This is a genomic window from Salinifilum aidingensis (genome assembly GCF_054782015.1).
The window spans coordinates 13,385-37,873 of record NZ_BAAGTH010000014.1 but is presented as its reverse complement, the minus strand read 5'-3'; the positions used below and the strand labels follow the sequence as shown (position 1 = coordinate 37,873).

Genomic DNA, 24,489 nt, shown 5'->3' with positions numbered 1-24,489 from the left:
GACATGGAGAGCTTCTGGCCAGTGCTGGCGGTCGTCCTCGTCGGTCTCGCCGTCGCGGCGGTCGTCTGGCGCCGGCGGCAGCGCGCCCAGCACCCGCCGGTGTCCGCGGGTGCGCAGTGCGGCGAACCGGCTGCTGCGGCGGGCGACTCGGCAGTGCCCAGCGGTCCGGCCGCGCCCGGCGCCCCGGCCGCTTCGGGTGGCCCGGCAGCCTCGGGCGACTCGGCAGTGCCCAGTGACCACGCCGCTCCGGGCGACCAGGACGCGTCCTGCGGTGCGGAGGTGTCCGGTGGGTCGGACACCTCCGAGTGCGCGGGCGCGGCCGAGGTCGCTGGTGCGGTCGGGCGACGGCGCTGCGAGCGGCACTGCGAGCAGGCGGTGCAACGCTGCCTGCGCGCGGTGGAGGCGGTGACCGCCGAATCGGCGCGGTCCGAGCTGGCGGCGCTGGTGCGCCGGATGGACGCGGAGCTGCCGACCGTGCGCGCGCTGGTCGCGCTGGCCGACGAGCTGGCCGCGGGCTCGGACGGGCGCACCGCGGTGGCGCACGTGGACGCGGGCTTGGCCGAGGCCGCCCGCGGCTTCGACGCGCTGGCCGCCGAGGTGCTCGCCCTCATCGACGAGCTGCCGCGCCTGCCGGGCCGGCAGCGGACGTCCGAGCGGACCGCGCGGCTGCGCAGCCGGTTCCCGCTGGCCCCGCCGATGTCCGCGGTCACCCGGGTCGGCGAGGCCGGTGCCGCGGGCGAACGCGGTGGTCAGCCGCTCCGAGCCGGGTGACGGCCGCGCCGCGCGGCGGCGTAGGCTGCCGGTGTGCCACGGGCCGAGCTGGACAAGGACCCGCGCGAGGTCGCCGCGATGTTCGACGACGTCGCGCGCCGCTACGACCTGACCAACACCGTGCTGTCCTTCGGGCAGGACCACGTCTGGCGGCGCGCCACGCGGCGCGCCCTGCGGCTGCAGCCCGGTGAGCGCGCGCTCGACCTCGCCGCGGGCAGCGGTGTGTCCACCGCGGAGCTGGCGCGTTCCGGGGCGTGGTGCGTGGCGGCGGACTTCTCGATGGGCATGCTCTCGGTCGGGCGCGGCCGGGGCGTGCCGATGGCCGCTGCGGACGCGCTGGCGCTGCCGTTCGCGGACGCGTCGTTCGATGCGGTGACGATCTCGTTCGGCCTGCGCAACCTGGTCTCGCCCGTGGACGGGCTGCGGGAGATGCTGCGCGTGGTGCGGCCCGGCGGGCGCCTCGTCGTCTGCGAGTTCTCCACGCCCACCTGGGCGCCGTTCCGCGCCGCGTACATGAATTACCTGATGCGCGCGCTGCCGGGCATCGCGCGCGCCGTCTCCTCGAACCCGGAGGCGTACGTCTACCTGGCCGAGTCGATCCGCGCCTGGCCGGACCAGCGGGGGCTCGCCCGCGTCCTCGCCGAGGCGGGCTGGAGCCGGGTGGCCTGGCGCGACCTCACCGGCGGGATCGTCGCCCTGCACCACGCGGTCAAACCGGCCTGAACCCTCCCCGCCCTCCTTCCGCGGCTCTGTCTGGAACCGTTCCAGATAATCCAATTTTCATGAAAATTGTCTTTACCGGTTCAGTGGAAATTGGGGCCGTGCGCTGGGAAGACGCGGAGGGGCGGCGGGACTGGGAGTCACCCGTTCGGGATTCGCTGGGCTGTTCGGGCGATGAATTCCGAATCGTTCAAGCCCGTGCTGCGGACGCCGCTCGGAGGGTGAACACCCGGTGACGCGTGCCGGATGAGCGGGCTTTCGGGCTCGATCGTGCTGTTCATCCGACTTAGACTCGAATTAGTGAACTCGTTCACAAGCGGGATCACCGCGGCAGGGGGAAGCAGACCCCGTCGCGCAGTGCGAGCACCGAGTCGAGGAGAGCCATGACGAGCGCCCCCAGCCGCCGCCGCGCCCACGACGACGCCGAGGTCATCGTCGTCGGAGCCGGACCGGCCGGAGCCACCGCGGCGACCTGCCTGGCCCGCGCCGGCCTGGACGTGCTGCTGCTGGAGAAGAGCAGCTTCCCGCGCGAGAAGGTCTGCGGCGACGGCATCACGCCGCGCGGCGTGAAGCAGCTGATCGACCTGGGCATCGACACCCGGCAGGAAGCGGGGTGGCTGCACAACCGCGGCCTGCGCGTCGTCGGCGGCGGGGTGAGCCTCGAGCTGGACTGGCCGGACCTGGCCGACTTCCCCCCGTACGGGGTGGTCCGGCCGCGCGATGACTTCGACGAGCTGCTCGCCCGCACCGCGCAGCGCGCCGGGGCGCGGCTGCTCGAGCGCACCTCGGTGACCGGGGCGGTCGTCGACGAGCGCAGCGGACGCGTCACCGGCGTCGAGGCCAAGGCGGGCGCGGAGCGCCGCCCGGTCACCTACCGGGCGCCGCTGGTCGTCGGGTGCGACGGCGTGTCCGCGCGGCTGGCCCTGTCGGTGGGCCTGGAGAAGCGCGACGACCGCCCGATGGGCGTGGCCGTGCGCCGCTACTACACCAGCCCCCGGGACAAGGACGACTACCTGGAGTCGCACCTGGAGCTGTGGGACCGCTCCACGCCCGGCGAGCCCCGGCTGCTGCCGGGCTACGGGTGGCTGTTCGGCATGGGCGACGGCACGGTCAACGCCGGTCTGGGGATCCTGTCCACCTCCAGCGCCTACGGGAAGACGAACTACCGCGACCTGCTGCGCACGTGGCTGGACGGCACGCCGGAGGAGTGGGGCTTCCGCGAGGGGAACGCGCTCGGGCGCGTCGGCGGGGCGGCCCTGCCCATGGGCTTCAACCGGACGCCGCACTACCGCGACGGACTGCTCCTGGTGGGGGACGCGGGCGGCATGGTCAGCCCGTTCAACGGCGAGGGCATCGCCTACGCCATGGAGTCGGCGCGGCTGGCGGCCGACTGCGTGGTGCAGGCGATGGCGCGGACGAGCGGCGTCTCGCGGGAGCAGGCGTTGCGCCGCTACCCCTCGGCGGTGTCGGACGCGCTCGGCGGCTATTTCCGCATGGGCAACATCTTCAGCAAGTTGATTGGTCATCCGACGGTGATGCGGATGGCGACCAAGCACGGTCTACCTCGGACAACGCTGATGCGCTTCGTGCTGAAACTGCTCGCGAACCTCTACGACTCGAAGGAGGGCGACATGACCGACCGTGTGATCAGCGCCACTACTCGGCTCACCCCTAGCGCGTGACGGACGGTGTCTGGTCAGATATTCGCCGCGTTGTGCTGGAAGTCATAGAGTTAGGTTCGCCTCACAGCGGAGGCGAGTCGGGCGACCGCATAGAGTGCGCATGAACGCGGCTTCCGCCACGGTCAGCTGAAGGAGGGCAGCGCGATGCTCGATGCGTACATCCCGCTGGTGCTCATGTTCGCGTTGGCGTTCGGCTTCGCGCTGTTCTCCGTGGTGGTCGCGCGCCTGGTCGGCCCGCGGCGCTACAACAGGGCGAAGCTCGACGGCTACGAGTGCGGGATCGAACCGTCCCCGGCGCCCGTGGTGGGCGGCGGCCGCGTGCCGGTCGGCTACTACCTCGTCGCGATGATGTTCATCCTCTTCGACATCGAGATGGTGTTCCTCTTCCCGTACGCCGTCTCCGCCGATGTGCTCGGGCTCTGGGGCGCGTTCGCGGTGGTGCTGTTCATCGTCACGTTCGGTTTCGCCGACGTCTACGCGTGGCGGCGAGGTGGTTTCGACTGGAACTGACCCGGAACTGACGCCGCCGGCGGCCTTCCGGTGGGCCGTGCGGTGGCACAGGAGTGATGCGGTCGACTCGTGGAAGGAGCGCCGGGATGGGGCTCGAACAGCAGCTGCCGAACGGCATCCTGTTGGCCAACGTCGAGAAGCTCGTCAACTGGACCCGGAAGACCTCGGTGTGGCCCGCGACGTTCGGGCTCGCCTGCTGCGCGATGGAGATGATGACCATCGGCGGCTCCCGCTACGACGTCGCGCGCTTCGGCATGGAGCGGTTCTCCGCGACGCCGCGGCAGGCCGACCTGATGATCGTCGCCGGCCGGGTGACGAACAAGATGGCCCCGGTGCTGCGGCAGATCTACGACCAGATGCCGGAGCCCCGCTGGGTGCTCGCCATGGGCGTCTGCGCCTCCACCGGCGGGATGTTCAACAACTACGCGGTCGTGCAGGGCGTGGACCACGTCGTCCCCGTGGACATGTACCTGCCGGGCTGCCCGCCGCGTCCGGAGATGCTGCTGGACGCGATCCTCAAGCTGCACGCCAAGATCATGAACGAGCCGCTGAACTCGGCGCGCGCGGCGGAGAAGCTCGAGCAGGGGGAGACCACCCCGATGCTCCCGTCCTCGGAGCGCTACGCCCCGCGCAACCGCACGCAGCGCAAGCGCGCCGAGCGCCAGCAGGCCGCGCAGGTGCGCGAGATGGGCAGCGGGCAGCGCTCCGTCAGGGACGACACGGCTGACCGGAGGAGCTCCGGCGAGATCGGCGCGGGCAGGTGAGAACCGGTGACGCAGAACGAATCCGAGCAGCAGCGGACTGACGGGTCCCCCTCCGGGGCGGTGCGCCCGTCCGAGGGCGCCGCGGACCGGGGCGCCCCGGTGGCCGGCCGCGAGCGCCGCGGCATGTTCGGCGTCGGTGACGCGGGGGACACCTCCGGTTACGGCGGGCTGCGCCTGCCCGCCCACGTGCCGCCGCCGGCGCAGCGGCCCTTCGGCGGCTGGTTCGACGAGGTCGCCGACGCGCTGATCGCGGCGCTGGAGGACGACGGCGTCCCGGTCGGCGAGGCGATCCGGCAGATCACTGTGGACAGAGGGGAGATCACCTTCTACGTCGGACGCGACCGCCTGGTCGCGGTGTGCCGGAAGTTCCGCGACGACCCGGCGCTGCGCTTCGAGCTGTGCAGCTCGATGTCCGCTGTGGACTACGGCGAGGAGGTGCCCGAGCGGTTCCACTCGGTGTACCACCTGACCTCGATGACCTACCGGCGCCGGGTGCGCGTCGAGGTCGCCGTCGATGCGGAGGACCCGCACGTGCCGTCGGTGGTGGAGGTGTACCCGACCGCGGACTTCCAGGAGCGCGAGGCCTGGGACATGTTCGGCATCGTCTACGACGGGCACCCCGGCCTGACGCGCATCCTCATGCCGGACGACTGGGACGGCCACCCGCAGCGCAAGGACTACCCGCTGGGCGGCATCCCCGTCGAGTACAAGGGCGCCGAGGTGCCGCCGCCCGATGAACGCCGTGCCTACACGTAGGTCGCCGCGCCCACCACGGCGCGGGCCGGTGCCGCCCCCGGTGCGGCACATCGCGGAGAGGTGCTCGAGATGACTACCGAACCACTGGCCGACAACTCCACAAGCGGCCGCGGTGACCCGTACGCCGACGCGCGGGAGACCACCGAAGGCCGCGTCTACACCGTGACCGGCGGCGACTGGGACGAGTTCCTCGACGAGGCCGCCGGGGACGACCGCGTCGTCATCAACCTCGGCCCGCAGCACCCGTCCACGCACGGCGTGCTGCGCATCGTGCTGGAGCTCGAGGGCGAGATCGTCACCAAGGCCCGCACGGTCATCGGATACCTGCACACGGGCATCGAGAAGAACTGCGAGGTCCGGAACTGGACCCAGGGCGTCACCTTCGTGACGCGCATGGACTACCTCGCGCCGCTGCACAACGAGGCCGCCTACTGCCTGGCCACGGAGAAGCTGCTCGGCATCGAGGCACCGAAGCGGGCCCAGACGTTCCGGGTCATGCTGCTGGAGCTCAACCGCATCTCCTCGCACCTGGTCTTCCTGGCCACCGGGGCGATGGAGCTCGGTTCGACCACGGGCATGACCTTCGGGTTCCGGGACCGCGAGGAGGTGCTGCACCTGCTCGAGTACCTCACCGGGCTGCGGATGAACCACGCCTTCATCCGGCCCGGCGGGGTGGCGCAGGACCTGCCGGAGGACTTCCGGGAGCGCGTGCTGCAGTTCATCAAGGTGATGGAAAAGCGCATGCCCGACTACGAGAAGCTCTTCAGCGGGCAGCCCATCTGGAAGCAGCGCCTGCGCGACGTCGGCTACCTGCCGCTGGACGGGTGCCTGCAGCTCGGCGTCACCGGCCCGATCCTGCGCTCCGCCGGTGTGGCGTGGGACCTGCGCAAGGTGCAGCCGTACTGCGGCTACGAGGAGTTCGACTTCGAGGTGCCCACCAGCACCGACGCCGACTGCTACGCGCGGTTCCTGCTGCGCGTGGAGGAGGTCTACCAGTCGCTGCGCATCATCCGGCAGTGCCTGGACAAGATGGAGTCCGGTCCGGTCATGGTGGACGACCCGAAGGTCGCCTGGCCGGCCCAGCTGAGCATCGGTCCCGACGGCATGGGCACCTCGCTGGAGCACGTGCGGGAGATCATGGGCCAGTCGATGGAGTCGCTGATCCACCACTTCAAGCTGGTTACCGAGGGCTTCTCCGTCCCGCCGGGGCAGGCGTACCAGGCGATCGAGTCCCCGCGCGGCGAACTCGGCTACCACCTGGTCTCCGACGGCGGCACCCGTCCGCTGCGCGTGCACGTGCGCGATCCCAGCTTCATCAACCTGCAGGCACTGCCGGCGATGGCCGAAGGCGGCCTCGTCGCGGACGTCATCGCCGCGGTGGCGTCCCTCGACCCGGTGATGGGCGGGGTGGATCGATGACCGACGGAACCGGCGAACGACCCGCGGAGGCGGCCGTGGAGGACCAGCAGCACCCGGAACCGGACACGTCCGCGTTCGGCGCGGACGTGCGCGCCGACGCGGACCGCATCATCGCGCGCTACCCGCAGTCCCGGTCGGCGCTGCTGCCGCTGCTGCACCTGGTGCAGTCGGTGCAGGGCCACGTCAGCGAGGCCGGCGTGGCCTTCTGCGCCGAGCGCCTCGGGCTGGGCACGGCCGAGGTGAGCGCCGTGGCCACCTTCTACACGATGTACAAGCGCCGCCCGTGCGGGCAGCACCTGGTCAGCGTGTGCACCAACACGCTGTGCGCCGCGCTCGGCGGCGACGAGATCTACCGGCGGGTGAGCGCGGAGCTCGGCGCCGGCCACGAGGAGACGGCCGGCGAGCCGGGCGAAGTCGGCTCGCTGACCGTGGAGCACGCCGAGTGCCTCGCCGCCTGCGACCTGGCACCGGTGCTGCAGGTCAACTACGAGTACTACGACAAGCAGACCCCCGAGTCGGCGCTGGAGCTCGTGCGGGCGCTGCAGCGCGGGGAGAAACCCGCCCCGTCCCGCGGCGCCCCGCTCTCCGACTTCCGCACCGTCGAGCGCGAGCTCGCCGGGTTCTACGCGGACCTGGAGTCCGAGGCCGCCGGCGGCACCGGCTCGGCGGAGACCCTGCGCGGCGCGGAGCTGGCGCGCGAACGGGGTTGGAGCGCACCGGCCAAGCCCGACCCGGACAGCGCGGAGGCGGCGCTGCCACCGCTACCGGAGAAGAACTGAGAGGTCGCCATGACTGAGTCGCCCGGTACGCAGACGTCCGGCACGCACCCGCTCACCCCGGTGCTGACCCGGCGGTGGTCCACGCCCGACGCGTGGCGGCTGCCCACCTACGAGCAGCTCGGCGGCTACACCGCGCTGCGCAAGGCGCTGGCCGCCGAACCCGACCGGATCATCGAGGCGGTCAAGGCAGCGGGGCTGCGCGGACGCGGAGGTGCGGGCTTCCCCTCCGGGGTGAAGTGGGGCTTCATGCCGAAGGACCCGGTGAAACCGCACTACCTGGTGATCAACGCCGACGAGGGCGAGCCGGGCACGTGCAAGGACGTGCCGCTGATGATGGCCGACCCGCACTCGCTGATCGAGGGCTGCGTCATCGCCGCCTACGCGATGCGCGCGAACACGTGCCTGATCTACGTGCGCGGCGAGGCGCTGCAGTGCCAGCGGCGGCTCGCGCACGCGGTCAACGAGGCCCGCAGCGCCGGTTACCTCGGCGAGGACATCCTCGGCTCCGGGTTCGACCTGGACGTCGTGGTGCACCCCGGCGCGGGCGCCTACATCTGCGGCGAGGAGACCGCGCTGCTGGACTCGTTGGAGGGCAAGCGCGGCCAGCCGCGGCTGAAACCGCCGTTCCCCGCGCAGGCCGGGCTCTACTCGTGCCCCACCACGGTGAACAACGTGGAGACGATCTGCTCGGTGCCCGACATCGTGGGCGGCGGCGTCGACTGGTTCCGCTCCATGGGGCGGGAGAAGAGCCCCGGCCCGAAGATCTACTCGATCTCCGGCCACGTCGAGCACCCCGGGCAGTACGAGGCGCCGCTCGGCACGACCCTGCGGGAGCTGCTGGAGCTGGCCGGCGGGATGAAGGAAGGCGTCCCGCTGAAGTTCTGGACGCCCGGCGGGTCGTCCACCCCGCTGCTCACCGCCGACCACCTGGACGTGCCGCTGGACTTCGAGGGCGCTGGCGAGGCCGGGTCGATGCTCGGCACGACGGCGCTGATGGTGTTCAACGAGACCGTCTCCGTGCCGTGGGCGGTGATGAAGTGGACCCAGTTCTACGAGCACGAGTCCTGCGGCAAGTGCACCCCCTGCCGCGAGGGGACGTTCTGGCTGTCCCGCGTGCTGGAGCGCATGCTCGCCGGCAACGGCACGCACGAGGACATCGACACGTTGCTCGACGTCTGCGACAACGTGTTCGGCCGGTCGTTCTGCGCGCTCGGCGACGGCGCGGTCAGCCCCATCACCAGCGGCATCCACTACTTCCGCGAGGAGTTTCTGGCCCTGTGCCGGGCCAACGAGCACCCCGGGCAGGAGCAGTCCGGCGAATCCGCACTGGTAGGAGCGGCGCGATGACGGTGGCACCCGAAACCGAGACGCACCCGGTACCCGAGGGCCATGTTCGGCTCACCATCGACGGTGTCGAGGTCGACGCCCCCGAGGGGGAACTGATCATCCGCGCCGCCGAGCGCATCGGCGCGGTGATCCCGCGGTTCTGCGACCACCCGCTGCTCGACCCGGCGGGGGCGTGCCGCCAGTGCCTGGTCGAGGTCGAGGTGAACGGCAAGCCGATGCCGAAACCCGCCGCCTCGTGCACCATTCGGGTCTCCTCGGGCATGGTGGTGCGCACGCAGCAGAGCTCGGCCGTGGCGGACAAGGCGCAGCAGGGCGTGATGGAGCTGCTGCTGATCAACCACCCGCTCGACTGCCCCATCTGCGACAAGGGCGGGGAGTGCCCGCTGCAGAACCAGGCGCTCAAGCACGGCCGCGCCGTGTCCCGGTTCCGGGACGAGAAGCGCACCTTCCCCAAGCCGATCTCGATCAACTCGCAGATCCTGCTGGACCGCGAGCGCTGCGTGCTGTGCCAGCGGTGCACCCGCTTCGCCCAGCAGATCGCCGGCGATCCGTTCATCGAGATGCTGGAACGCGGCCCGCAGCAGCAGATCGGCACCGCCGAGGGGCACCCGGGCACGTCCTACTTCTCCGGCAACACCATCCAGATCTGCCCGGTCGGTGCGCTGACCAGCGAGCAGTACCGGTTCCGCTCCCGCCCGTTCGACCTGGTGTCCACCCCGGGGCAGTGCGAGCACTGCGCCTCCGGCTGCGAGATCCGCAACGACTGGCGCCGCGGCTCGGTGATGCGCCGGCTGGCCGGCAACGACCCGGAGGTCAACGAGGAGTGGATCTGCGACAAGGGCCGGTTCGCCTTCCGCTACGCCGACGCCGACGACCGCATCAGGCGGCCGCTGGTGCGCGAGAACGGCGCGCTGCGCCAGAGCTCGTGGACCGAGGCGCTGCGGCTGGCCGCGGACGGGCTCGCGCGGGCGCGCGCCGACCGCGGTGTCGGCGTGCTCCCCGGCGGGCGGCTCACCCGCGAGGACGCCTACGCCTACGCGAAGTTCGCGCGCGCGGTGCTCGGCACGAACGACGTGGACTGCCGCGCCCGCCCGCACTCGGCGGAGGAGCTGCGCTTCCTCGAGTCCACCGTCGCGGGCACCACGCCCGGCACCGGCGGGGTGACCTACCGGGACCTGGAGTCCGCCCCCGCGGTGGTGTCGGTGGCGTTCGAGCCGGAGGAGGAGTCGCCGATCGTCTTCCTCCGCCTGCGCAAGGCCGCGCGCGACCACGGGACCCGGATGTACCACGTCGCCCCGTGGCGCTCGCCCGGCGTGGACAAGACCACGACGATCGCGCTGGCCGGCGGTCCGCTGCGCGCGGGAGACCTCGTGCCCTGCGCACCCGGCGGTGAGGCGGCCGTGCTGGCCGATCCGCCGGCGGAGCTGGCCGAAGCGCTCGCCTCGCCGGGATCGGTGCTGCTCGTCGGGGAGCGCGCCGCCGAAGTGCCCGGGCTGTACTCGGAGGTGCTGCGCACCGCGCACCGCACGGGAGCGCGGGTGGCCTGGGTCCCGCGGCGCGCCGGGGAGCGCGGCGCGATCGACGCGGGAGCGCTGCCCTCGCTGCTGCCCGGCGGGCATCCGGTGGGCGACGCGGCGGCCCGCGAGGCGCTGGAACGGGCCTGGGGCCTGGCTGCGGGCGCGGTGCCGTCCGCGCCGGGCCGCGATGCGGCGGCCATGCTGCGCGCCGCGGCCGAGGGGGCGTTGTCCGGCCTGCTGTGCGGGGGGTTCGAGGTCGACGACCTGCCCGATCCGCAGCTGGGCGGGCAGGCGCTGGCGAGCGCGGGGTTCGTCGTCAGCTGCGAGATCCGCCCGAGCGCGGTGACCGAGCACGCCGACGTGGTGCTGCCGGTGGCGCCGGCCGTGGAGAAGTCCGGGACGTACCTGGACTGGGAAGGCCGCGAGCGCCCGTTCAGCACGACCATCGACGGCACCGGAGCCGTCGCCGACTGCCGCGTGCTGGACACGCTCGCCGTGGAGATGGACGTCGACATCTACACCCAGACGCCGGCGGTGTCCGGCCGCGAGCTGGCCCGGCTGTCCGATCAGCTGGGCCCGCCGGCCCGCCCGCGCGAGCCCGACGACCCGCTGGTGGCCGCGCCGCCGGCGGGACCGGAGCAGGCGCTGCTGGCGACGTGGCAGCAGCTGCTGGACAACGGTTCGATGCAGGTGGACGAACCCGCGCTGGCGGGAACGGCCCGCGAGGTGCGGGCGGTGCTCTCGCCGGGCACGGCCCGCGGTCACGGGCTCGCCGAGGGGCAGTCGGTGTCCCTGCGCACCGCGCGGGGTGCGATCACGCTGCCGGTGACCACGGCGGAGATGCCCGACGGCGTCGTCTGGGTCCCCGGCAACTCCGGGCACGCGCGGGTGCGCCGCGAGCTCGGGGGCGGGCACGGGACGCGGGTGGACCTCGTCCCCGTCGGCGCCGCGGACCCGGGGGCCGAACCGGCCGGGGCGCGCCGCAACGGGCACCACGCCGCACGCGCGGGGGCGGCGCACGACGGGACGGCGCACGACGGGGGTGGTGAGGCATGACCGAGAACGCGCGCCTGATCGCCGACGACCCGCTCTGGCTGATCCTGCTCAAGGTCGTGGCGATCTTCGCGTTCCTCGTCGTGATGACGCTGCTGACGATCTGGGGCGAGCGGCGGGTCCTCGGCAGGATGCAGCACCGCCCCGGTCCGAACCGGGCCGGCCCGTTCGGCATCCTCCAGTCGCTGGCCGACGGCATCAAGCTCGCGTTCAAGGAGGACATCCGGCCGGTCCTGGCGGACAAGTGGGTGTACTTCCTCGCGCCGGTGATGTCGGCGACCCCTGCGCTGGTGGCGTTCTCGGTGATCCCGGTCGGCGGCGAGGTGACGATCTTCGGCGAGCGCACCGCGCTGCAGCTGGCCGACCTGCCGGTGGGGCTGCTGGTGGTGCTGGCGGCCACCGCCGTCGGCGTGTACGGCATCGTGCTCGGCGGCTGGGCCTCCGGCTCGCCCTACCCGCTGCTGGGGTCGCTGCGCTCGGCGGCGCAGGTGATCTCCTACGAGATCGCCATGGGGCTGGCGCTGATCGGGGTCATCCTCTACTCGGGCACGCTGTCCACGTCCGGCATCGTCGAGGCCCAGTCCGGCGGGTGGTTCGCGTTCATCCTGCCGATCAGCTTCGTCGTCTTCGCCGTGTCGATGGTCGGCGAGACCAACCGCGCCCCGTTCGACCTGCCCGAGGCGGAGTCCGAACTGGTCGGCGGCTTCCACACGGAGTACTCGTCGCTGAAGTTCGCGCTGTTCTTCCTCGCCGAGTACATCAACATGGTCAACGTCTCCGCGCTGGCGACGACCCTGTTCCTCGGCGGGTGGCACGCCCCCTGGCCGCTGTCGGTGATCGGCGGCGGCGTGCTCAACGAGGGCTGGTGGCCCGTCCTGTGGTTCCTGGGCAAGACGCTGGTGCTGCTGTTCGTCTTCATCTGGCTGCGCGGCACGCTGCCGCGGATGCGCTACGACCAGTTCATGGACCTCGGTTGGAAGGTCCTCGTCCCGGTCAGCCTGCTGTGGATCGTGGCGCTCACGCTGATCCGCGCCGTGCGCGCCGAGGGCGTGCTGACCACGCCGCAGTTCCTCGCCGTCGGCGGTGTGGTGGTCGCGCTCGCGGTGCTCGCGGCCGTCGCGCTGCCCAGGCGCGAACCCCCGCAGCGCAGCGCGGAACCGCCGGTCGGCGACAGCGGTTTCCCCGTGCCGCCCGCGGATCTGCAGGTGCCGCCCGCGCCGCGGCGTCCGGAGCCTGGCTCGGGGCCGCCCGCGGAGCCGGTGGGCGCCGGTGAGCGGTCCGCAGCGGACGGCACCGCTGATGACAACTCGGGCAAGGAGGCGCCCTGATGGGAATGTTCGATTCGGTCAAAGGCTTCGGCGTCACCTTCTCGACCATGTTCAAGAAGGTGGTCACCGAGGAGTACCCGGAGGTCAAGAAGATCCCGGCGCCCCGCTTCCACGGGCGGCACCAGCTCAACCGGCACCCGGACGGGCTGGAGAAGTGCGTCGGCTGCGAGCTGTGCGCCTGGGCCTGCCCCGCCGACGCGATCTTCGTCGAGGGCGGGACGAACACCGAGGAGGAGCGCTACTCGCCCGGGGAGCGGTACGGCAAGGACTACCAGATCAACTACCTGCGCTGCATCGGCTGCGGCCTGTGCATCGAGGCGTGCCCGACGCGCGCGCTGACGATGACCAACGAGTACGAGACGGCCGATGACGACCGGCAGAACCTGATCTACACCAAGGAGGACATGCTCGCCCCGCTGCTGCCGGGGATGGAGTCCCCGCCGCACCCGATGCGACTGGGTTCGGACGAGCAGGACTACTACGTGCGCGGGCCGGAGATCGCGCGGGAGAGCGGGGTCCCGGAAGGCGCCACGGTCGAGTCCGGAAACGAGGAGGCCCGGTGATGGACGTCGCCGGCACGATTTCCCCGCACGCCCACGTGCTCGCCCAGGCCGGCAGCCCCATCGGCCTGGGCGAGGCGGTGGTCTTCTGGGTCGTCGGGCCGCTGGCCCTGCTCGGGGCGCTGGGCATGGTGTTCGCGCGCAACGCGGTGCACTCGGCGCTGTGGCTGGTGCTGACGATGCTCGGGCTCGGGGTGCTGTACATGGCCCAGAGCGCGCAGTTCCTGGGGTTCACCCAGATCATCGTCTACACCGGCGCGATCATGATGCTGTTCCTGTTCGTGCTCATGATGGTCGGCCGCGACGCCTCCGACTCGGTGGTGGAGGTGCTGCGCGGGCAGCGCGTCTGGGCCGGCATCGGCGGCATCGCGCTGGCCGCGCTGCTGGCCACCGGCCTGGCCCGCGCGGTGGCCGACGTCCCGGTGGCCGCGCCGCTGAACCCGTGGGACCCGGCCGGCGGCGGTGCCGGCGGTCTGGGGCGCGTGATCTTCACCGACTACCTGCTGCCGTTCGAGCTCACCTCGGCGCTGCTGATCACCGCCGCGGTGGGCGCGATGGTGCTGGCCTACGGCGGCAAGGGCAAGCGCCCGCGCACGAGCCAGAAGCACTGGGTGCAGGAGCGGCTGCGCAGCGGGCGGCCGTCGCCGCTGCCCGGCCCCGGCGTGTACGCCACGGCGAACTCGGTGGCCACGCCCGCGCTGCTGCCGGACGGTTCGGTCGCGCCGGACTCGCTGTCGGAGATCCTGCGGAGCGTCCCCACCGAGGAGCTGCTGGCCGAGCGCGAGGTGGTGTCCGGCTCCGGTGCCGAGCCGAGCCCGCACGCGCTCACCGGCGAGGAGAGCGGGCAGGCCGAGGCCGCCGCGGAGTCGCGCGCGGAGGAACCGCGGTGGCGCGGCAAGAACGGTGATGCGCCCGCGGGCGGTGCGCAGCACGCCGGGCAGGCCGGTCCCGCCGGCGGGGACGACGCTGCAGCGCCGCGGCAGCGGGACGCGTCCGCCGACGACCCGGTGGATCCGGATTCGGGGCCCGTCTCGTCCGAGGAGGTCCGCCAGTGACGCCGACGCACTACCTGCTGCTGTCCGCGCTGCTGTTCACCATCGGTGTCGTCGGCGTGCTCGTGCGCCGCAACGCGATCGTCGTGTTCATGTGCATCGAGCTGATGCTCAACGCGGTGAACCTGTCGCTGGTGACGTTCGCGCGCATCGAGGGAACGATCCACGGCCAGGTGATGGCGTTCTTCGTGATGGTGGTCGCCGCCGCCGAGGTCGTCGTGGGCCTGGCGATCATCATGTCCATCTTCCGCACGCGTCGGTCGGCTTCGATCGATGACTCCAACCTGCTGAAGTACTGAGGGGGCGCGTGGTGACGGGAATCCGCAGTACCGGGCCGATGCTCGCCGAGCCCGCGGAGGTCCTGCAGGCGACCGGCGGTGTGCAGCAGAACGCGTGGCTGCTCGTCGCCCTGCCCGCGTTGGGCGCGCTGGTCCTGCTCCTGGCGGGACGGCGCGCCGACGGGTGGGGCCACCTGCTGGGCTGCGCCACCGTTGTCGCGTCGTTCGCGTACGGGCTCGCCCTGTTCGGGTCGGTGGCCGGGACGCCGCAGTCCGGGCAGGTGCGCGAGCTGCACCTGCTCTCGTGGATCCCGGTGGGCAGCCTGCAGGTCGACTTCGGCATGCGGCTCGACCCGCTGTCGCTGGTGTTCGTGCTGCTGATCACCGGCGTGGGCGCGCTGATCCACATCTACTCGGTCGGCTACATGGCCCGCGACCAGCAGGGCCGCACCGGGCGGGACAACGTCGAGCGCCGCCGGTTCTTCGGCTACATGAACCTGTTCGTCGCCGCGATGCTCGTGCTGGTGCTCGGCAACGGGTTCGTGACGCTCTACCTCGGCTGGGAGGGCGTCGGACTCGCCTCGTACCTGCTCATCGGGTTCTGGCAGCACCGGGCCTCGGCGGCGGGCGCGGCGACGAAGGCGTTCGTGATGAACCGCGTCGGCGACGTGGGACTGGCGCTGGCGATCTTCCTGCTGTTCGCGCACCTCGGCACCACGCAGTACACCGAGGTGTTCGCCCGCGCCGGGGAACTGCCCTCGGGCGTGCTGCTGGCGATCACGCTGCTGCTGCTGCTGGGCGCGTGCGGCAAGTCGGGCCAGGTGCCGCTGCAGGCGTGGCTGCCGGACGCGATGGCCGGCCCCACCCCGGTCTCCGCGCTGATCCACGCCGCGACGATGGTCACCGCCGGGGTGTACCTCATCGCCCGGGCGAACCCGCTGTACTCGCTCTCGCCGGGCGGGCAGCTGGCCGTGGCGCTCGTCGGTGCGGTGACGCTGCTGGTCGGCTGCGTCATCGGCTGCGCCTACGACGACATCAAGAAGGTGCTGGCCTACTCCACGGTCAGCCAGATCGGGTACATGATGCTGGCGGTCGGCCTCGGACCCGCCGGCTACGCGCTGGGCATCATGCACCTGCTCACGCACGGCTTCTTCAAGGCCGGGCTGTTCCTCGGCGCCGGTTCGATCATGCACGCCATGTCCGACGAGGTGAACATGCGCCGCTTCGGCGGGCTCTGGCGCTACCTGCCGGTCACGTTCGCCACCTTCGGCCTCGGTTACCTGGCCATCATCGGGTTCCCGTTCCTGTCCGGGTTCTACTCCAAGGACGCGATCATCGAGGCCGCGTTCGCCCAGGAGGGCTGGCGCGCCTGGGCGTTCGGCGGTGCGGCGTTGCTCGGCGCGGGGCTGACCGCGTTCTACATGACGCGGCTGGTGCTGCTGACGTTCTTCGGCGAGCGGCGCTGGGCGCGGTTGCGCACCGAGACGGACGCCGAGTACCACCCGCACGAGTCCCCGGCGGTGATGACGGTGCCGATGGTGCTGCTGGCGGTCGGTTCGGCGGGGGCGGGCCTGTTCTTCGCCTCCGGTGACCGGCTGGTCGGCTTCCTGCAGCCGGCGCTCGGGGCGTTGGAGGAGGGGCACACCGCGCTGCCGCACGCGGCGATCCCGGTGCTGACGGTGGGCGTGTCCGCGCTCGGCGTGCTCGTGGCGTGGTTGGCGGTCGGCCGCGACGAGGTGCCGGTGCGGCGTCCGCAGCGGGTCTCGCCGCTGGTGCGCGCGGCCCGCGCCGACCTCGGCGGCAACGCGCTCAACGACGTGCTGGCGGTGCGGCCGGCGTTCGCGCTCACCCGAGGTCTGGTGACAGTGGACCAGTCCGCTGTGGACGGTACGGTGCGCGGCGTGGGCGGCGTGCTCGGCGTGGGATCCAGCTACGCGCGCAGGCTGCAGACCGGGTTCGTCCGCTCGTACGCGTTGTCCATGCTCGTCGGCGGGGTCGTGCTGATCGCCGCCCTGATGGCGGTGGGAGTGCCGGTATGACCTGGGTCGGAGAGCGTTTCAGATGTGAGTTGCGTACGGGCTTCCGCAGCGGAACCTCGGCGCTCCCCCGGAGTGCGGGTGCCCCTCCCCACGCAGACCCCTGCACCGCGTCGGGGCCGTCCTCTCCAGGAAGAGCGCTGAGAACCCGCGGCGGTGCACGTTGCTTGGGCAGCGGCGGGACAAGCGGCTACGCCGTCGATGGAACAGGCCGTAGCGGTGTGCGGGAGCCCAGCCCGGTTTGCGCGCTTCGGGAGGAGAGCCGATGACCCTGTTGCCCGTCCTGATCCTGCTGCCGCTGGCCGGATCGGTGGTCGTCGCGCTGCTGCGGGCAGCTCCGTCGGCGGCGAAGTGGACCGCCCTGGCCGTGTCGCTGGCCGAGCTCGTCGTGGCCGCGGTCGCCTGGGGCGCCTACGACCCGGCGGGCGAGCGGCTGCAGCTGGCCTCCTCGGCGCCGTGGATCCCCGCGTTCGACGTGCGCTTCGCCTTCGCCGTGGACGGCATCGCGCTGGTGATGATCGCGGTCATCGCGCTGCTCGTGCCGCTGGTGCTGGCCTACAGCTGGGAGGAGCGGTTGCCCGCGGGGCGCACCCACGGCGGGTTCTTCGCGCTGCTGCTGGTGCAGCAGGCCGTGCTCGTCGGCGTCTTCGCGACCACCGACCTGTTCCTGTTCTACGTGCTGTTCGAGCTGATGCTCATCCCGATGTACTTCCTCATCGGCGGCTACGGCCGGGGTGAGCGCCGCCAGTACGCCGCGGTGAAGTTCTTCCTGTACTCGTTCTTCGGCGGGCTGCTCATGCTCGGCTCGGCGATCGGCGCGTACGTCTACAGCGGACAGGTCACCGGCCGCGGGACGTTCGACTGGGAACGGCTCGTCCCGGTGCTGGCGGACGCGCCGCTGTCGGTGCAGGTGTGGCTGTTCCTCGGCTTCTTCGCCGCCTTCGCCATCAAGGCGCCGCTGGTGCCGTTCCACACGTGGCTGCCGGACGCGGCGCAGGCGAGCCCGATCGGGGTGACCGTGCTCGTCGTCGGCGTGCTCGACAAGGTCGGCACGTTCGGCTTCCTGCGCTACGGGCTGCCGCTGGCCCCGGACGCGGCGCGGACCCTGGCGCCGTTGGGGCTGGTGCTGGCCGTGGTCGGCGTGCTCTACGGCTCGCTGCAGGCGTTCGGGCAGCGCGACCTGACCCGGCTGGTCGCCTACGTCTCCATCGCGCACTTCGGGTTCATCGCGCTGGGGATCTTCGCCTTCACCGCGCAGGCGCAGGTGGGCGCGGCCTCGTACATGGTCAACCACAGCATCGCCACCGGCATGCTCATCCTCGTCATCGGCATGATGATCACCCGCGGCGGGTCCACCCGGATCGCCGACTACCGCGGCATGGCGCAGGTGACCCCGGTGCTGGCGGGCATGCTGCTCGTCGGCGGGTTGAGCACGCTGTCGCTGCCCGGGACGAACTCCTTCGTCAGCGAGTTCCTCGTGCTGCTCGGCGCCTTCCGCAGCGAACCGGTGTACGCGGTGCTGGCCTCGGTGGGCATGGTGCTGGCCGCGGTGTACGTGCTGTGGTTCTACCAGCGCACGATGCAGGGTCCCCTCGGCGGTGACGCGCTGCTCGCCGCCGCGCCCGGTCCCGGCGCGGTCGGCGATCCGGAGCGCACGGCCCCGCGCGGCATCCGCGACCTGGGCGGGCGCGAACTCGCGGTGCTCGCCCCGCTGGTGGTGCTCGTGATCGGGCTGGGGCTGTACCCGAAGCCGGTGCTGGACGTGATCAACCCGTCGGTCGCGGCGACCATGCAGGAAGTCGGCGTCAGCGACCCCGCCGCCGTACAGGGAGGTAACTGACGTGGTCACGGGGCTCTTGACGGGCAACGCGGTGCTCGCGCAGCCGCAGCCGCCGCCGTCGATCGACTGGGCCGCGGTCGCCCCGCTGCTGGTGGTCTTCGGCGCGGCCTGCGTCGGCGTGCTCATCGAGTCGTTCGCGCCGCGGCGGCAGCGCTGGTCGTGGCAGGTGGTCACGACACTGGCGGCGCTCGTCGCCGGCGTGGTCGCGGTCGTCGCCCGGGCGGGCGCGCCGGGGACGGTGACCTTGGCCGACCGCCTCGCCGTGGACGGCCCGGCGCTGTTCCTGTGGGGAACGCTGCTGGTGCTGGGCCTGGCCGCGGTGCTGCTGCTCGCGGACCGCTCGGTCGAACCGGGCGGGGCGTTCGTCGCCGAGTCCGGCCCGGAGCAGGCGGAGCCGGCCGGGGTCGGCGGGCCCGGGGCGATGAGCCGCGCCGAGGCCGCGGCGGTGGACATGCGCACCGAGGTCTTCCCGCTGGCCCTGTTCTCCCTCGGCGGGATGATGGTCTTCGTCGCGGCCAACGACCTGCTGACGATGTTCGTCGCCCTGGAGGTGCTGAGCCTGCCGCTGTACCTGCTGTGCGGGCTGGCCAAGCGGCGCCGGCTGCTGTCGCAGGAAGCCTCGGTGAAGTACTTCCTGCTCGGCGCGTTCGCCTCGGCGTTCTTCCTGTACGGCCTGTCGCTGCTGTACGGCTACGCGGGCTCGGTGCACCTCTCGGCGATCGCGGAGGCCACCGCCGGCACGGACCGCTCGGACACGCTGCTGTTCGCCGGGCTGGGACTGCTCGTCGTGGGGCTGCTTTTCAAGGCCTCGGTCGGCCCGTTCCACACCTGGACGCCCGACGTGTACCAGGGCGCGCCGACCTCGGTGACCGCGTTCATGGCCGCCTGCACGAAGGTGGCCGCGTTCGGCGGGATCCTGCGCGTGCTGCACGTGGCGTTCGAGGCCTCCAGCTGGGAGTGGAACGGCGTGCTGCAGGTCGTGGCGGTGGCGTCGATGCTCATCGGCGCGGTGCTCGCGCTGACCCAGCAGGACGTCAAGCGGATGATCGCCTACTCCTCGGTGGCGCACGCGGGCTTCCTGCTCATCGGCGCGATCGCGCTGACCGGGCGGGGCCTGTCGGCCACGTTGTTCTACCTGCTCGCCTACGGGTTCACCACGATCGCCGTGTTCGGTGTGACGAGTCTGGTGCGCTCCGGACGCGGTGAGGCTGGTCACCTTTCCGACTGGAACGGTTTGGCGAAACGTTCCCCGCTGCTCGCCTGGGTATTCACCTTCCTGCTGCTCTCGCTCGCCGGCATTCCGCTGACCAGCGGTTTCATCGGGAAGTTCGTCGTGTTCGAGGCCGCGTGGTCGGCCGGCATGGCGCCGCTGGTGGTGGTGGCCCTGGTGGCGAGCGCGGTCGCGGCCTACTTCTACCTTCAGGTGGTCGTGCGGATGCACTTGCGCGAACCCGCCGAGGACGGTCCGACGGTCAGCGTGCCGGGCGCGTTCACGACAGCGGCGATCACGCTCGGTGTCGTGGTGACCCTGCTGCTGGGCGTCTGGCCCACTCCGGTCCTGGACTGGGCGAACGTCGGTGGCTTCGTGTCGTAGAGTGCTCGCCGGCAGGCGAGGATCCGGGGAGCGAAGGCGACGGTGACGTGAGCACGCCAGCGGGTGATCCGATCAGTGAGCTGACCAGGGGTGTGGCCGATGCTCCGGGACGAGCGGTCGACGAGGCGTTGGCCGACTCCGTGCGGGAGGGCATGCTCCGCGTGGAGCAGCTCCTGCACGAGTCGGTGCGCAGCGATCTCGAATTCGCGACCCGCACTTCGCTGCACCTGGTGGAGGCGGGCGGCAAGCGGTTCCGCCCCCTGTTCGCGTTGTTGGCCGGCCACTTCGGCGACCCGCGGGCCGAAGGCGTGATCAAGTCCGCCGCCACCGTCGAGATGGTGCACCTGGCCACGCTCTACCACGACGACGTGATGGACGAGGCCACGATGCGGCGCGGGGCGACCAGCGCCAACGCCCGCTGGGACAACTCGGTGGCCATCCTCACCGGCGACCTCCTGTTCGCCCAGGCCTCGCGGCTCATGTCCGAGCTGGGCAGCGAGGCCTCCCGGCACATGGCGGAGACGTTCGAGTCGCTGGTCACCGGGCAGATCCGCGAGACGACCGGGCCGGGCAACGACACCGATCCGGTCGACTACTACCTGCGGGTGATCTACGAGAAGACCGGTTCGCTCATCGCGGCCGCCGGCCGGTTCGGCGCGTGGTTCTCCGGCTCCCCGGCGGAGCACGTGCGGGCGCTCGAGCGGATCGGGCAGGCCGTGGGCGCGGCGTTCCAGATCTCCGACGACATCATCGACATCGCCTCCCCGGCCGCGGAGTCCGGCAAGACGCCGGGCACCGATCTCCGCGAGGGGGTGCGGACGCTGCCGATGCTCTACGCGCTGAGCGAGCCCGACGCCGACCCGCGGTTGCGGGACCTGCTGGGGTCGCCGCTGACCGAGGACGCCGACGTCGCGGAGGCGTTGCGGTTGCTGCGCGCGTCGAACGGGCTGGAGCGGACCCGGGCGAAGCTGGACGAGTTCGCGGGCGACGCGCGCAAGGAGCTGGCGCAGCTGCCGGAGTGCGCGGCGCGGGACGCGTTGGCCGCGGTCGTCGACTACGTGGTGGACCGGACGCGGTAGTGCTCGCGGATGGGAGCCGTGCGCTGCGACGAGGCGGCCGGGCCGCGCTCGCCGGGGCGGGACGCGGCGTTTCCGCGCGGGTGCCGCGCATGCACGACGATCCTCGGATGTCGGTGAGGAGGCAGCGGACGTGACGTCCTGGTTGTTCACCCAGGTCTGGCTGTGGAGCTTCGCGGCGTTCGTGCTCGGCGTGCTCGTGAACTTCGTGCTGTTCGTGCGGCCGCTGCAGAAACGCCTGCGCGCCCGCGAGGAGGACCTCGCCCGGCTCGAGGAGGAGCTGGCGGCCGGGCCGCTGCGCGAGGCGGAACCGCCGACTGAACCGCCGCGCGAGGCGGAGCTGCTGGACATCCTCGACGAGCGCGGCGAGGACGACGAGCGCGGTTGGCGCGGCGACGGCGACGAGCGCGGTTGGCAGGCCTGGACCGCGCCGGCCGAGCGGGGCGAGCCGGCTGCGCCCGCGGAATCGAGCGATATGGCCGCACCGGCCGAACGGGGCGCGCCGGCTGAGCGGGGTGCGTCGGCGGAGCGGGGTGCGTCGGCCGAGCGGGCCGGGGAGCAGCCGGCGGACGAGAGCCGCACGCGTCCGCAGCTGCGAGCTCCGCACCCCGCGCGGAGCCCCGCCGCGCAGGACCCGGCTGCGCAGGATCCCGGGGCCGCCGACACCCCGGCCGCGCAGGAGACCGGTGCAGTGCGGAGGACGGTAGCGCAGAACGAGGGGGCCGATCCGCACGCGCCCACCGCGGGGGCCGCTCCGGTCGAGCAGCCCGGCGCCGAGCCGGCGCGGCGCGCGCCGCACCCGTTCGAGCAGGGGGAGCACGACGTCTCGGCCGGACCGCTCGCCCCGCGCCCGTACACCTTCGACGAGCCCGCGACCCGGCCGCCGCGGCCCGACACCCCCGGCCTCGAGGCTCCCGGCGGAGCCACGCGCGAGGTCCCGGTGGAGCCGGAACTGCCGATCCGGTTCAGCGCGACCCCTCCGGGGGCCGTGCCGTTCGAAGCGGTTGAGCAGGACGCGAGCGGGAACACCTGGTTCCAGAAGCCCGCGCTCGAGGAGCCGGCGGGCGCGGACACCGCGGCGGAGCAACCCGCGCCGCCACGGCCCGCCCAGCAGGAACCAGAGCAGCGAGAACCCGCCGAGCAAGAACCCGCCGAGCAGGAGCCCGGGACCCGCGCCGACGAGGGGACGTCGGAGGCGGCGGCGCGCGCCGCCGCGGCGACGGCTGCGCGCTGGCGCAGGCGGGGGGAGGTGTCCGTGCGCGGCAGCCTCACCGGGGTGGCCCCGGACGGCGCCGAGCGCTCCGAGCACGACAGCGGCGCACCGGAGGGTGCGCGGGACGAGGGCGCTGCCCAGCCCGCAGCGGCCCCCGAGGAGCCGGAGGAGGCCGAGCGGGACTCGGCCGCACCGGAGACCGGGAGCGCCGAGGCGGCGCCGGGGGAGGCCGACGCGGGCCTGCCGCGCCGCACCCCCGGAGCGGCGGAGCGCCCCGGGCCGGACGGGGAGATCCTCGCCGGTTCGGTGGGGCCGCTGATCAAGGGGCACGCCGCCTCGCGCCAGTACCACACGCCGGACTCGCCGCAGTACGACGGGATCGTGGCCGACGTGTGGTTCCGCACCACCGAGGACGCGGAAACGGCCGGATTCCGGAGCTGGGACGGGTAATGCGGTCGGCGTCCTTCTGAGCACGAGCTCTCGTGGCGGAACCTCCTGCGCTCCCAGCCGCCCCGACCTCCCAGCTGCCCCCCGACCTCCCGCCCCGGACAGCGGACGGGCGCAGCATCGCCGGGGCCGTCCTCGCGAGGCCAGCGCCGGAGAACCCCCAGTGGGTCGTTCTGCGCGTGGGGAGGAAGCGGCTGCGCCGCTTGCCTGACGGGCCGGTGCGGCCAAGCACACGGCCATCGGGTCGCGCGGAAACTTGCCCTCAGGTGTCCCAGCCGGGGCTCGGCGATCGCTCCAGCAGCCGCGAGAGCACGACGGTGGAGACGGTGCGCTCGATGAAGCGCACGGCGCGCAGCCGTTCCATCGCCTGCTCCAGGTGGTGGATGTCGGCCGCGCGGAGGTGCACGATGGCGTCCGCCTGCCCGGAGACGGTGTAGGCCGCGACGACTTCGGGCAGCGGTTCGAGGCCCTGGCGGAGGTTGCCCGCGGGGACGTTGCCGTTGCAGTGCACCTCGACGAACGCCTCGGTGCCCCAACCGAGGGCTTCGGGGTCGACGACCGCGGTGAACCCGCGCAACGTTCCTTCGTCGAGCAGCCGGTCCACCCGCCGCTTCACGGCAGGCGCGGACAGGCCCACCGCGGCCCCGATCTCCGCGTAGCTGGCGCGCGCATTCGCCACCAGGTGCGAAACGATTAGCTGATCCAGCGCATCCATGTGCAACATTCTGCCGCAGTCGGTGCAACAAACGCCGATTGAAGGTCGTCGCGAGCGTCATTAGATTTCGATTCATGACGGTACTCGCTGGCCCTGACGCGGTGACGGCGGGCACGCCCGCGGCCCGAACGCGGCGGTACGTGATGTGCCCGCCGCGGTACTTCGCGGTCGAGTACTCGATCAACCCGTGGATGGACCCGGACACCCCGGTGGACGCGGAGCTGGCCATGCGCCAGTGGGAAGCGCTGCGGGACTGCTACACCGCGCTGGGGCACGAGGTGCGCACGGCGCCGCCGGTGCCGGGCCTGGTCGACATGGTCTTCGCGGCGAACTCCGGCACCGTGGTCGGCTCGCGCGTGCTGGGCGCGCGGTTCCGCTCGCACGAGCGCGCCCCGGAGGCCGAGCACTTCCGCCGGTGGTTCCTCGAGTCCGGTTTCCGCGACGTGGTGATGCCCGAGCACGTCAACGAGGCCGAGGGGGACTTCGCGTGGACGGGGCGCCTGCTGCTGGCGGGCAGCGGTTTCCGCACCGATCCGCGGGCGCACGGAGAAGCGCAGGAAGTGCTCGGCGTGCCGGTGGTGTCGCTGCGCCTGATCGATCCGCGCTTCTACCACCTGGACACGGCGCTGTTCGTGCTCGCCCAGGGCGAGCGGGCGCGGATCGCCTACTACCCGGGGGCGTTCTCGGCCGGCTCGGTCGCGGTGCTGCGCCGGTTGTTCCCGGACGCGGTGGAGGCCTCGGCGGCCGACGCGGCCTGCCTGGGGTTGAACGGCATCTCGGACGGACGCCACGTGGTCCTGCCGCAGGAGGCCACGGGGCTGGCCGAGCAGCTCTCCCGGCGCGGGTACGAACCGCTGCTGGTGGACGTCTCCGAGCTGCGGAAGTCCGGCGGCGGGCCCAAGTGCTGCACGATGGAGCTGCACGCCGAGCACCCGGCCGACGCGTCCGCCTGAGCCGCATCCCCGTGCCGGTGTGCATTCCCCGCGAGATGCACACCGGCACGGGGCGGTCGGCGGGGTGCGCCGGACCGCC

The 24,489-nt window shown here is 72.4% G+C and carries 21 protein-coding genes; 20 read left to right on the top strand and 1 reads right to left on the bottom strand.

The genetic code is table 11. The features are described from left to right. Positions 1 to 3: 3 nt before the first annotated feature. From ACYVJE_RS18230 to ACYVJE_RS18140, 19 genes are all read left to right on the top strand, one after another. A complete protein-coding gene (locus ACYVJE_RS18230; RefSeq protein ID WP_461145395.1) occupies positions 4 to 771 on the top strand; it encodes a hypothetical protein in 768 nt (255 codons plus the stop codon). A 33-nt stretch (positions 772 to 804) separates the two neighbouring features. Next, complete coding sequence (locus ACYVJE_RS18225) at positions 805 to 1,494, top strand: demethylmenaquinone methyltransferase (protein ID WP_461145394.1); 690 nt, start codon at positions 805 to 807, stop codon at positions 1,492 to 1,494. A gap of 380 nt (positions 1,495 to 1,874) precedes the next feature. Further along, on the top strand, positions 1,875 to 3,173 hold the full coding sequence (locus ACYVJE_RS18220; RefSeq protein ID WP_459157484.1) for a geranylgeranyl reductase family protein: 1,299 nt from the start codon (positions 1,875 to 1,877) through the stop codon (positions 3,171 to 3,173). 144 nt (positions 3,174 to 3,317) lie between these two features. Then, on the top strand, positions 3,318 to 3,683 hold the full coding sequence (locus ACYVJE_RS18215; protein WP_459157483.1) for an NADH-quinone oxidoreductase subunit A: 366 nt from the start codon (positions 3,318 to 3,320) through the stop codon (positions 3,681 to 3,683). An 86-nt stretch (positions 3,684 to 3,769) separates the two neighbouring features. Then, positions 3,770 to 4,447: a NuoB/complex I 20 kDa subunit family protein gene (locus ACYVJE_RS18210; protein WP_459157482.1), complete on the top strand. Its 678-nt coding sequence runs from the start codon at positions 3,770 to 3,772 to the stop codon at positions 4,445 to 4,447. 6 nt (positions 4,448 to 4,453) lie between these two features. Next, positions 4,454 to 5,203, top strand: a complete 750-nt coding sequence (locus tag ACYVJE_RS18205; RefSeq protein WP_461145393.1) for an NADH-quinone oxidoreductase subunit C — start codon at positions 4,454 to 4,456, stop codon at positions 5,201 to 5,203. A gap of 69 nt (positions 5,204 to 5,272) precedes the next feature. Beyond that, positions 5,273 to 6,622, top strand: a complete 1,350-nt coding sequence (locus tag ACYVJE_RS18200) for an NADH-quinone oxidoreductase subunit D (RefSeq protein WP_461145392.1) — start codon at positions 5,273 to 5,275, stop codon at positions 6,620 to 6,622. Next, positions 6,619 to 7,401, top strand: a complete 783-nt coding sequence (gene nuoE / locus ACYVJE_RS18195) for an NADH-quinone oxidoreductase subunit NuoE (RefSeq protein ID WP_459157479.1) — start codon at positions 6,619 to 6,621, stop codon at positions 7,399 to 7,401. Before ACYVJE_RS18200 ends, nuoE begins: the two co-directional genes overlap by 4 nt. A gap of 9 nt (positions 7,402 to 7,410) precedes the next feature. Beyond that, a complete protein-coding gene (nuoF, locus tag ACYVJE_RS18190; protein WP_461145391.1) occupies positions 7,411 to 8,748 on the top strand; it encodes an NADH-quinone oxidoreductase subunit NuoF in 1,338 nt (445 codons plus the stop codon). After that, positions 8,745 to 11,321 (top strand): NADH-quinone oxidoreductase subunit G, encoded by a 2,577-nt coding sequence (locus ACYVJE_RS18185; RefSeq protein ID WP_461145390.1) that lies wholly within the window; start codon positions 8,745 to 8,747, stop codon positions 11,319 to 11,321. The genes nuoF and ACYVJE_RS18185 overlap by 4 nt, the downstream gene beginning before the upstream one ends. Then, a complete protein-coding gene (gene nuoH / locus ACYVJE_RS18180; protein WP_461145389.1) occupies positions 11,318 to 12,646 on the top strand; it encodes an NADH-quinone oxidoreductase subunit NuoH in 1,329 nt (442 codons plus the stop codon). The genes ACYVJE_RS18185 and nuoH overlap by 4 nt, the downstream gene beginning before the upstream one ends. After that, positions 12,646 to 13,209 (top strand): NADH-quinone oxidoreductase subunit NuoI, encoded by a 564-nt coding sequence (nuoI, locus tag ACYVJE_RS18175; RefSeq protein WP_459157475.1) that lies wholly within the window; start codon positions 12,646 to 12,648, stop codon positions 13,207 to 13,209. The genes nuoH and nuoI overlap by 1 nt, the downstream gene beginning before the upstream one ends. Continuing rightward, positions 13,209 to 14,261: an NADH-quinone oxidoreductase subunit J gene (locus ACYVJE_RS18170; RefSeq protein WP_461145475.1), complete on the top strand. Its 1,053-nt coding sequence runs from the start codon at positions 13,209 to 13,211 to the stop codon at positions 14,259 to 14,261. The genes nuoI and ACYVJE_RS18170 overlap by 1 nt, the downstream gene beginning before the upstream one ends. Then, positions 14,258 to 14,557, top strand: coding sequence for an NADH-quinone oxidoreductase subunit NuoK (gene nuoK / locus ACYVJE_RS18165; RefSeq protein ID WP_459157474.1), 300 nt, complete (start codon positions 14,258 to 14,260; stop codon positions 14,555 to 14,557). The genes ACYVJE_RS18170 and nuoK overlap by 4 nt, the downstream gene beginning before the upstream one ends. Before the next feature lie 38 nt (positions 14,558 to 14,595). After that, positions 14,596 to 16,575 carry an NADH-quinone oxidoreductase subunit L gene (gene nuoL, locus ACYVJE_RS18160; protein WP_461145474.1) on the top strand — a complete coding sequence of 660 codons (1,980 nt, stop codon included), beginning with the start codon at positions 14,596 to 14,598 and terminating at the stop codon, positions 16,573 to 16,575. 262 nt (positions 16,576 to 16,837) lie between these two features. Continuing rightward, positions 16,838 to 18,412, top strand: coding sequence for an NADH-quinone oxidoreductase subunit M (locus ACYVJE_RS18155; RefSeq protein ID WP_461145388.1), 1,575 nt, complete (start codon positions 16,838 to 16,840; stop codon positions 18,410 to 18,412). Positions 18,413 to 18,443: 31 nt separating this feature from the next. After that, positions 18,444 to 20,006 carry an NADH-quinone oxidoreductase subunit NuoN gene (nuoN, locus tag ACYVJE_RS18150; protein ID WP_461145473.1) on the top strand — a complete coding sequence of 521 codons (1,563 nt, stop codon included), beginning with the start codon at positions 18,444 to 18,446 and terminating at the stop codon, positions 20,004 to 20,006. A 47-nt stretch (positions 20,007 to 20,053) separates the two neighbouring features. After that, the gene (locus ACYVJE_RS18145; RefSeq protein WP_461145387.1) at positions 20,054 to 21,085 is read left to right on the top strand and encodes a polyprenyl synthetase family protein; all 1,032 of its coding nucleotides are present in this window, start codon (positions 20,054 to 20,056) and stop codon (positions 21,083 to 21,085) included. 130 nt (positions 21,086 to 21,215) lie between these two features. Further along, positions 21,216 to 22,745, top strand: a complete 1,530-nt coding sequence (locus ACYVJE_RS18140) for a sunset domain-containing protein (protein ID WP_461145386.1) — start codon at positions 21,216 to 21,218, stop codon at positions 22,743 to 22,745. 259 nt (positions 22,746 to 23,004) lie between these two features. Here the strand turns inward: ACYVJE_RS18140 and ACYVJE_RS18135 are convergent, their stop codons facing one another. Beyond that, positions 23,005 to 23,457, bottom strand: coding sequence for an Lrp/AsnC family transcriptional regulator (locus ACYVJE_RS18135; RefSeq protein ID WP_461145385.1), 453 nt, complete (start codon positions 23,455 to 23,457; stop codon positions 23,005 to 23,007). Between the two features lie 74 nt (positions 23,458 to 23,531). Between ACYVJE_RS18135 and ddaH the strand changes: the two genes are divergently transcribed. Then, on the top strand, positions 23,532 to 24,410 hold the full coding sequence (gene ddaH / locus ACYVJE_RS18130; RefSeq protein ID WP_459157469.1) for a dimethylargininase: 879 nt from the start codon (positions 23,532 to 23,534) through the stop codon (positions 24,408 to 24,410). Positions 24,411 to 24,489 lie beyond the last annotated feature (79 nt).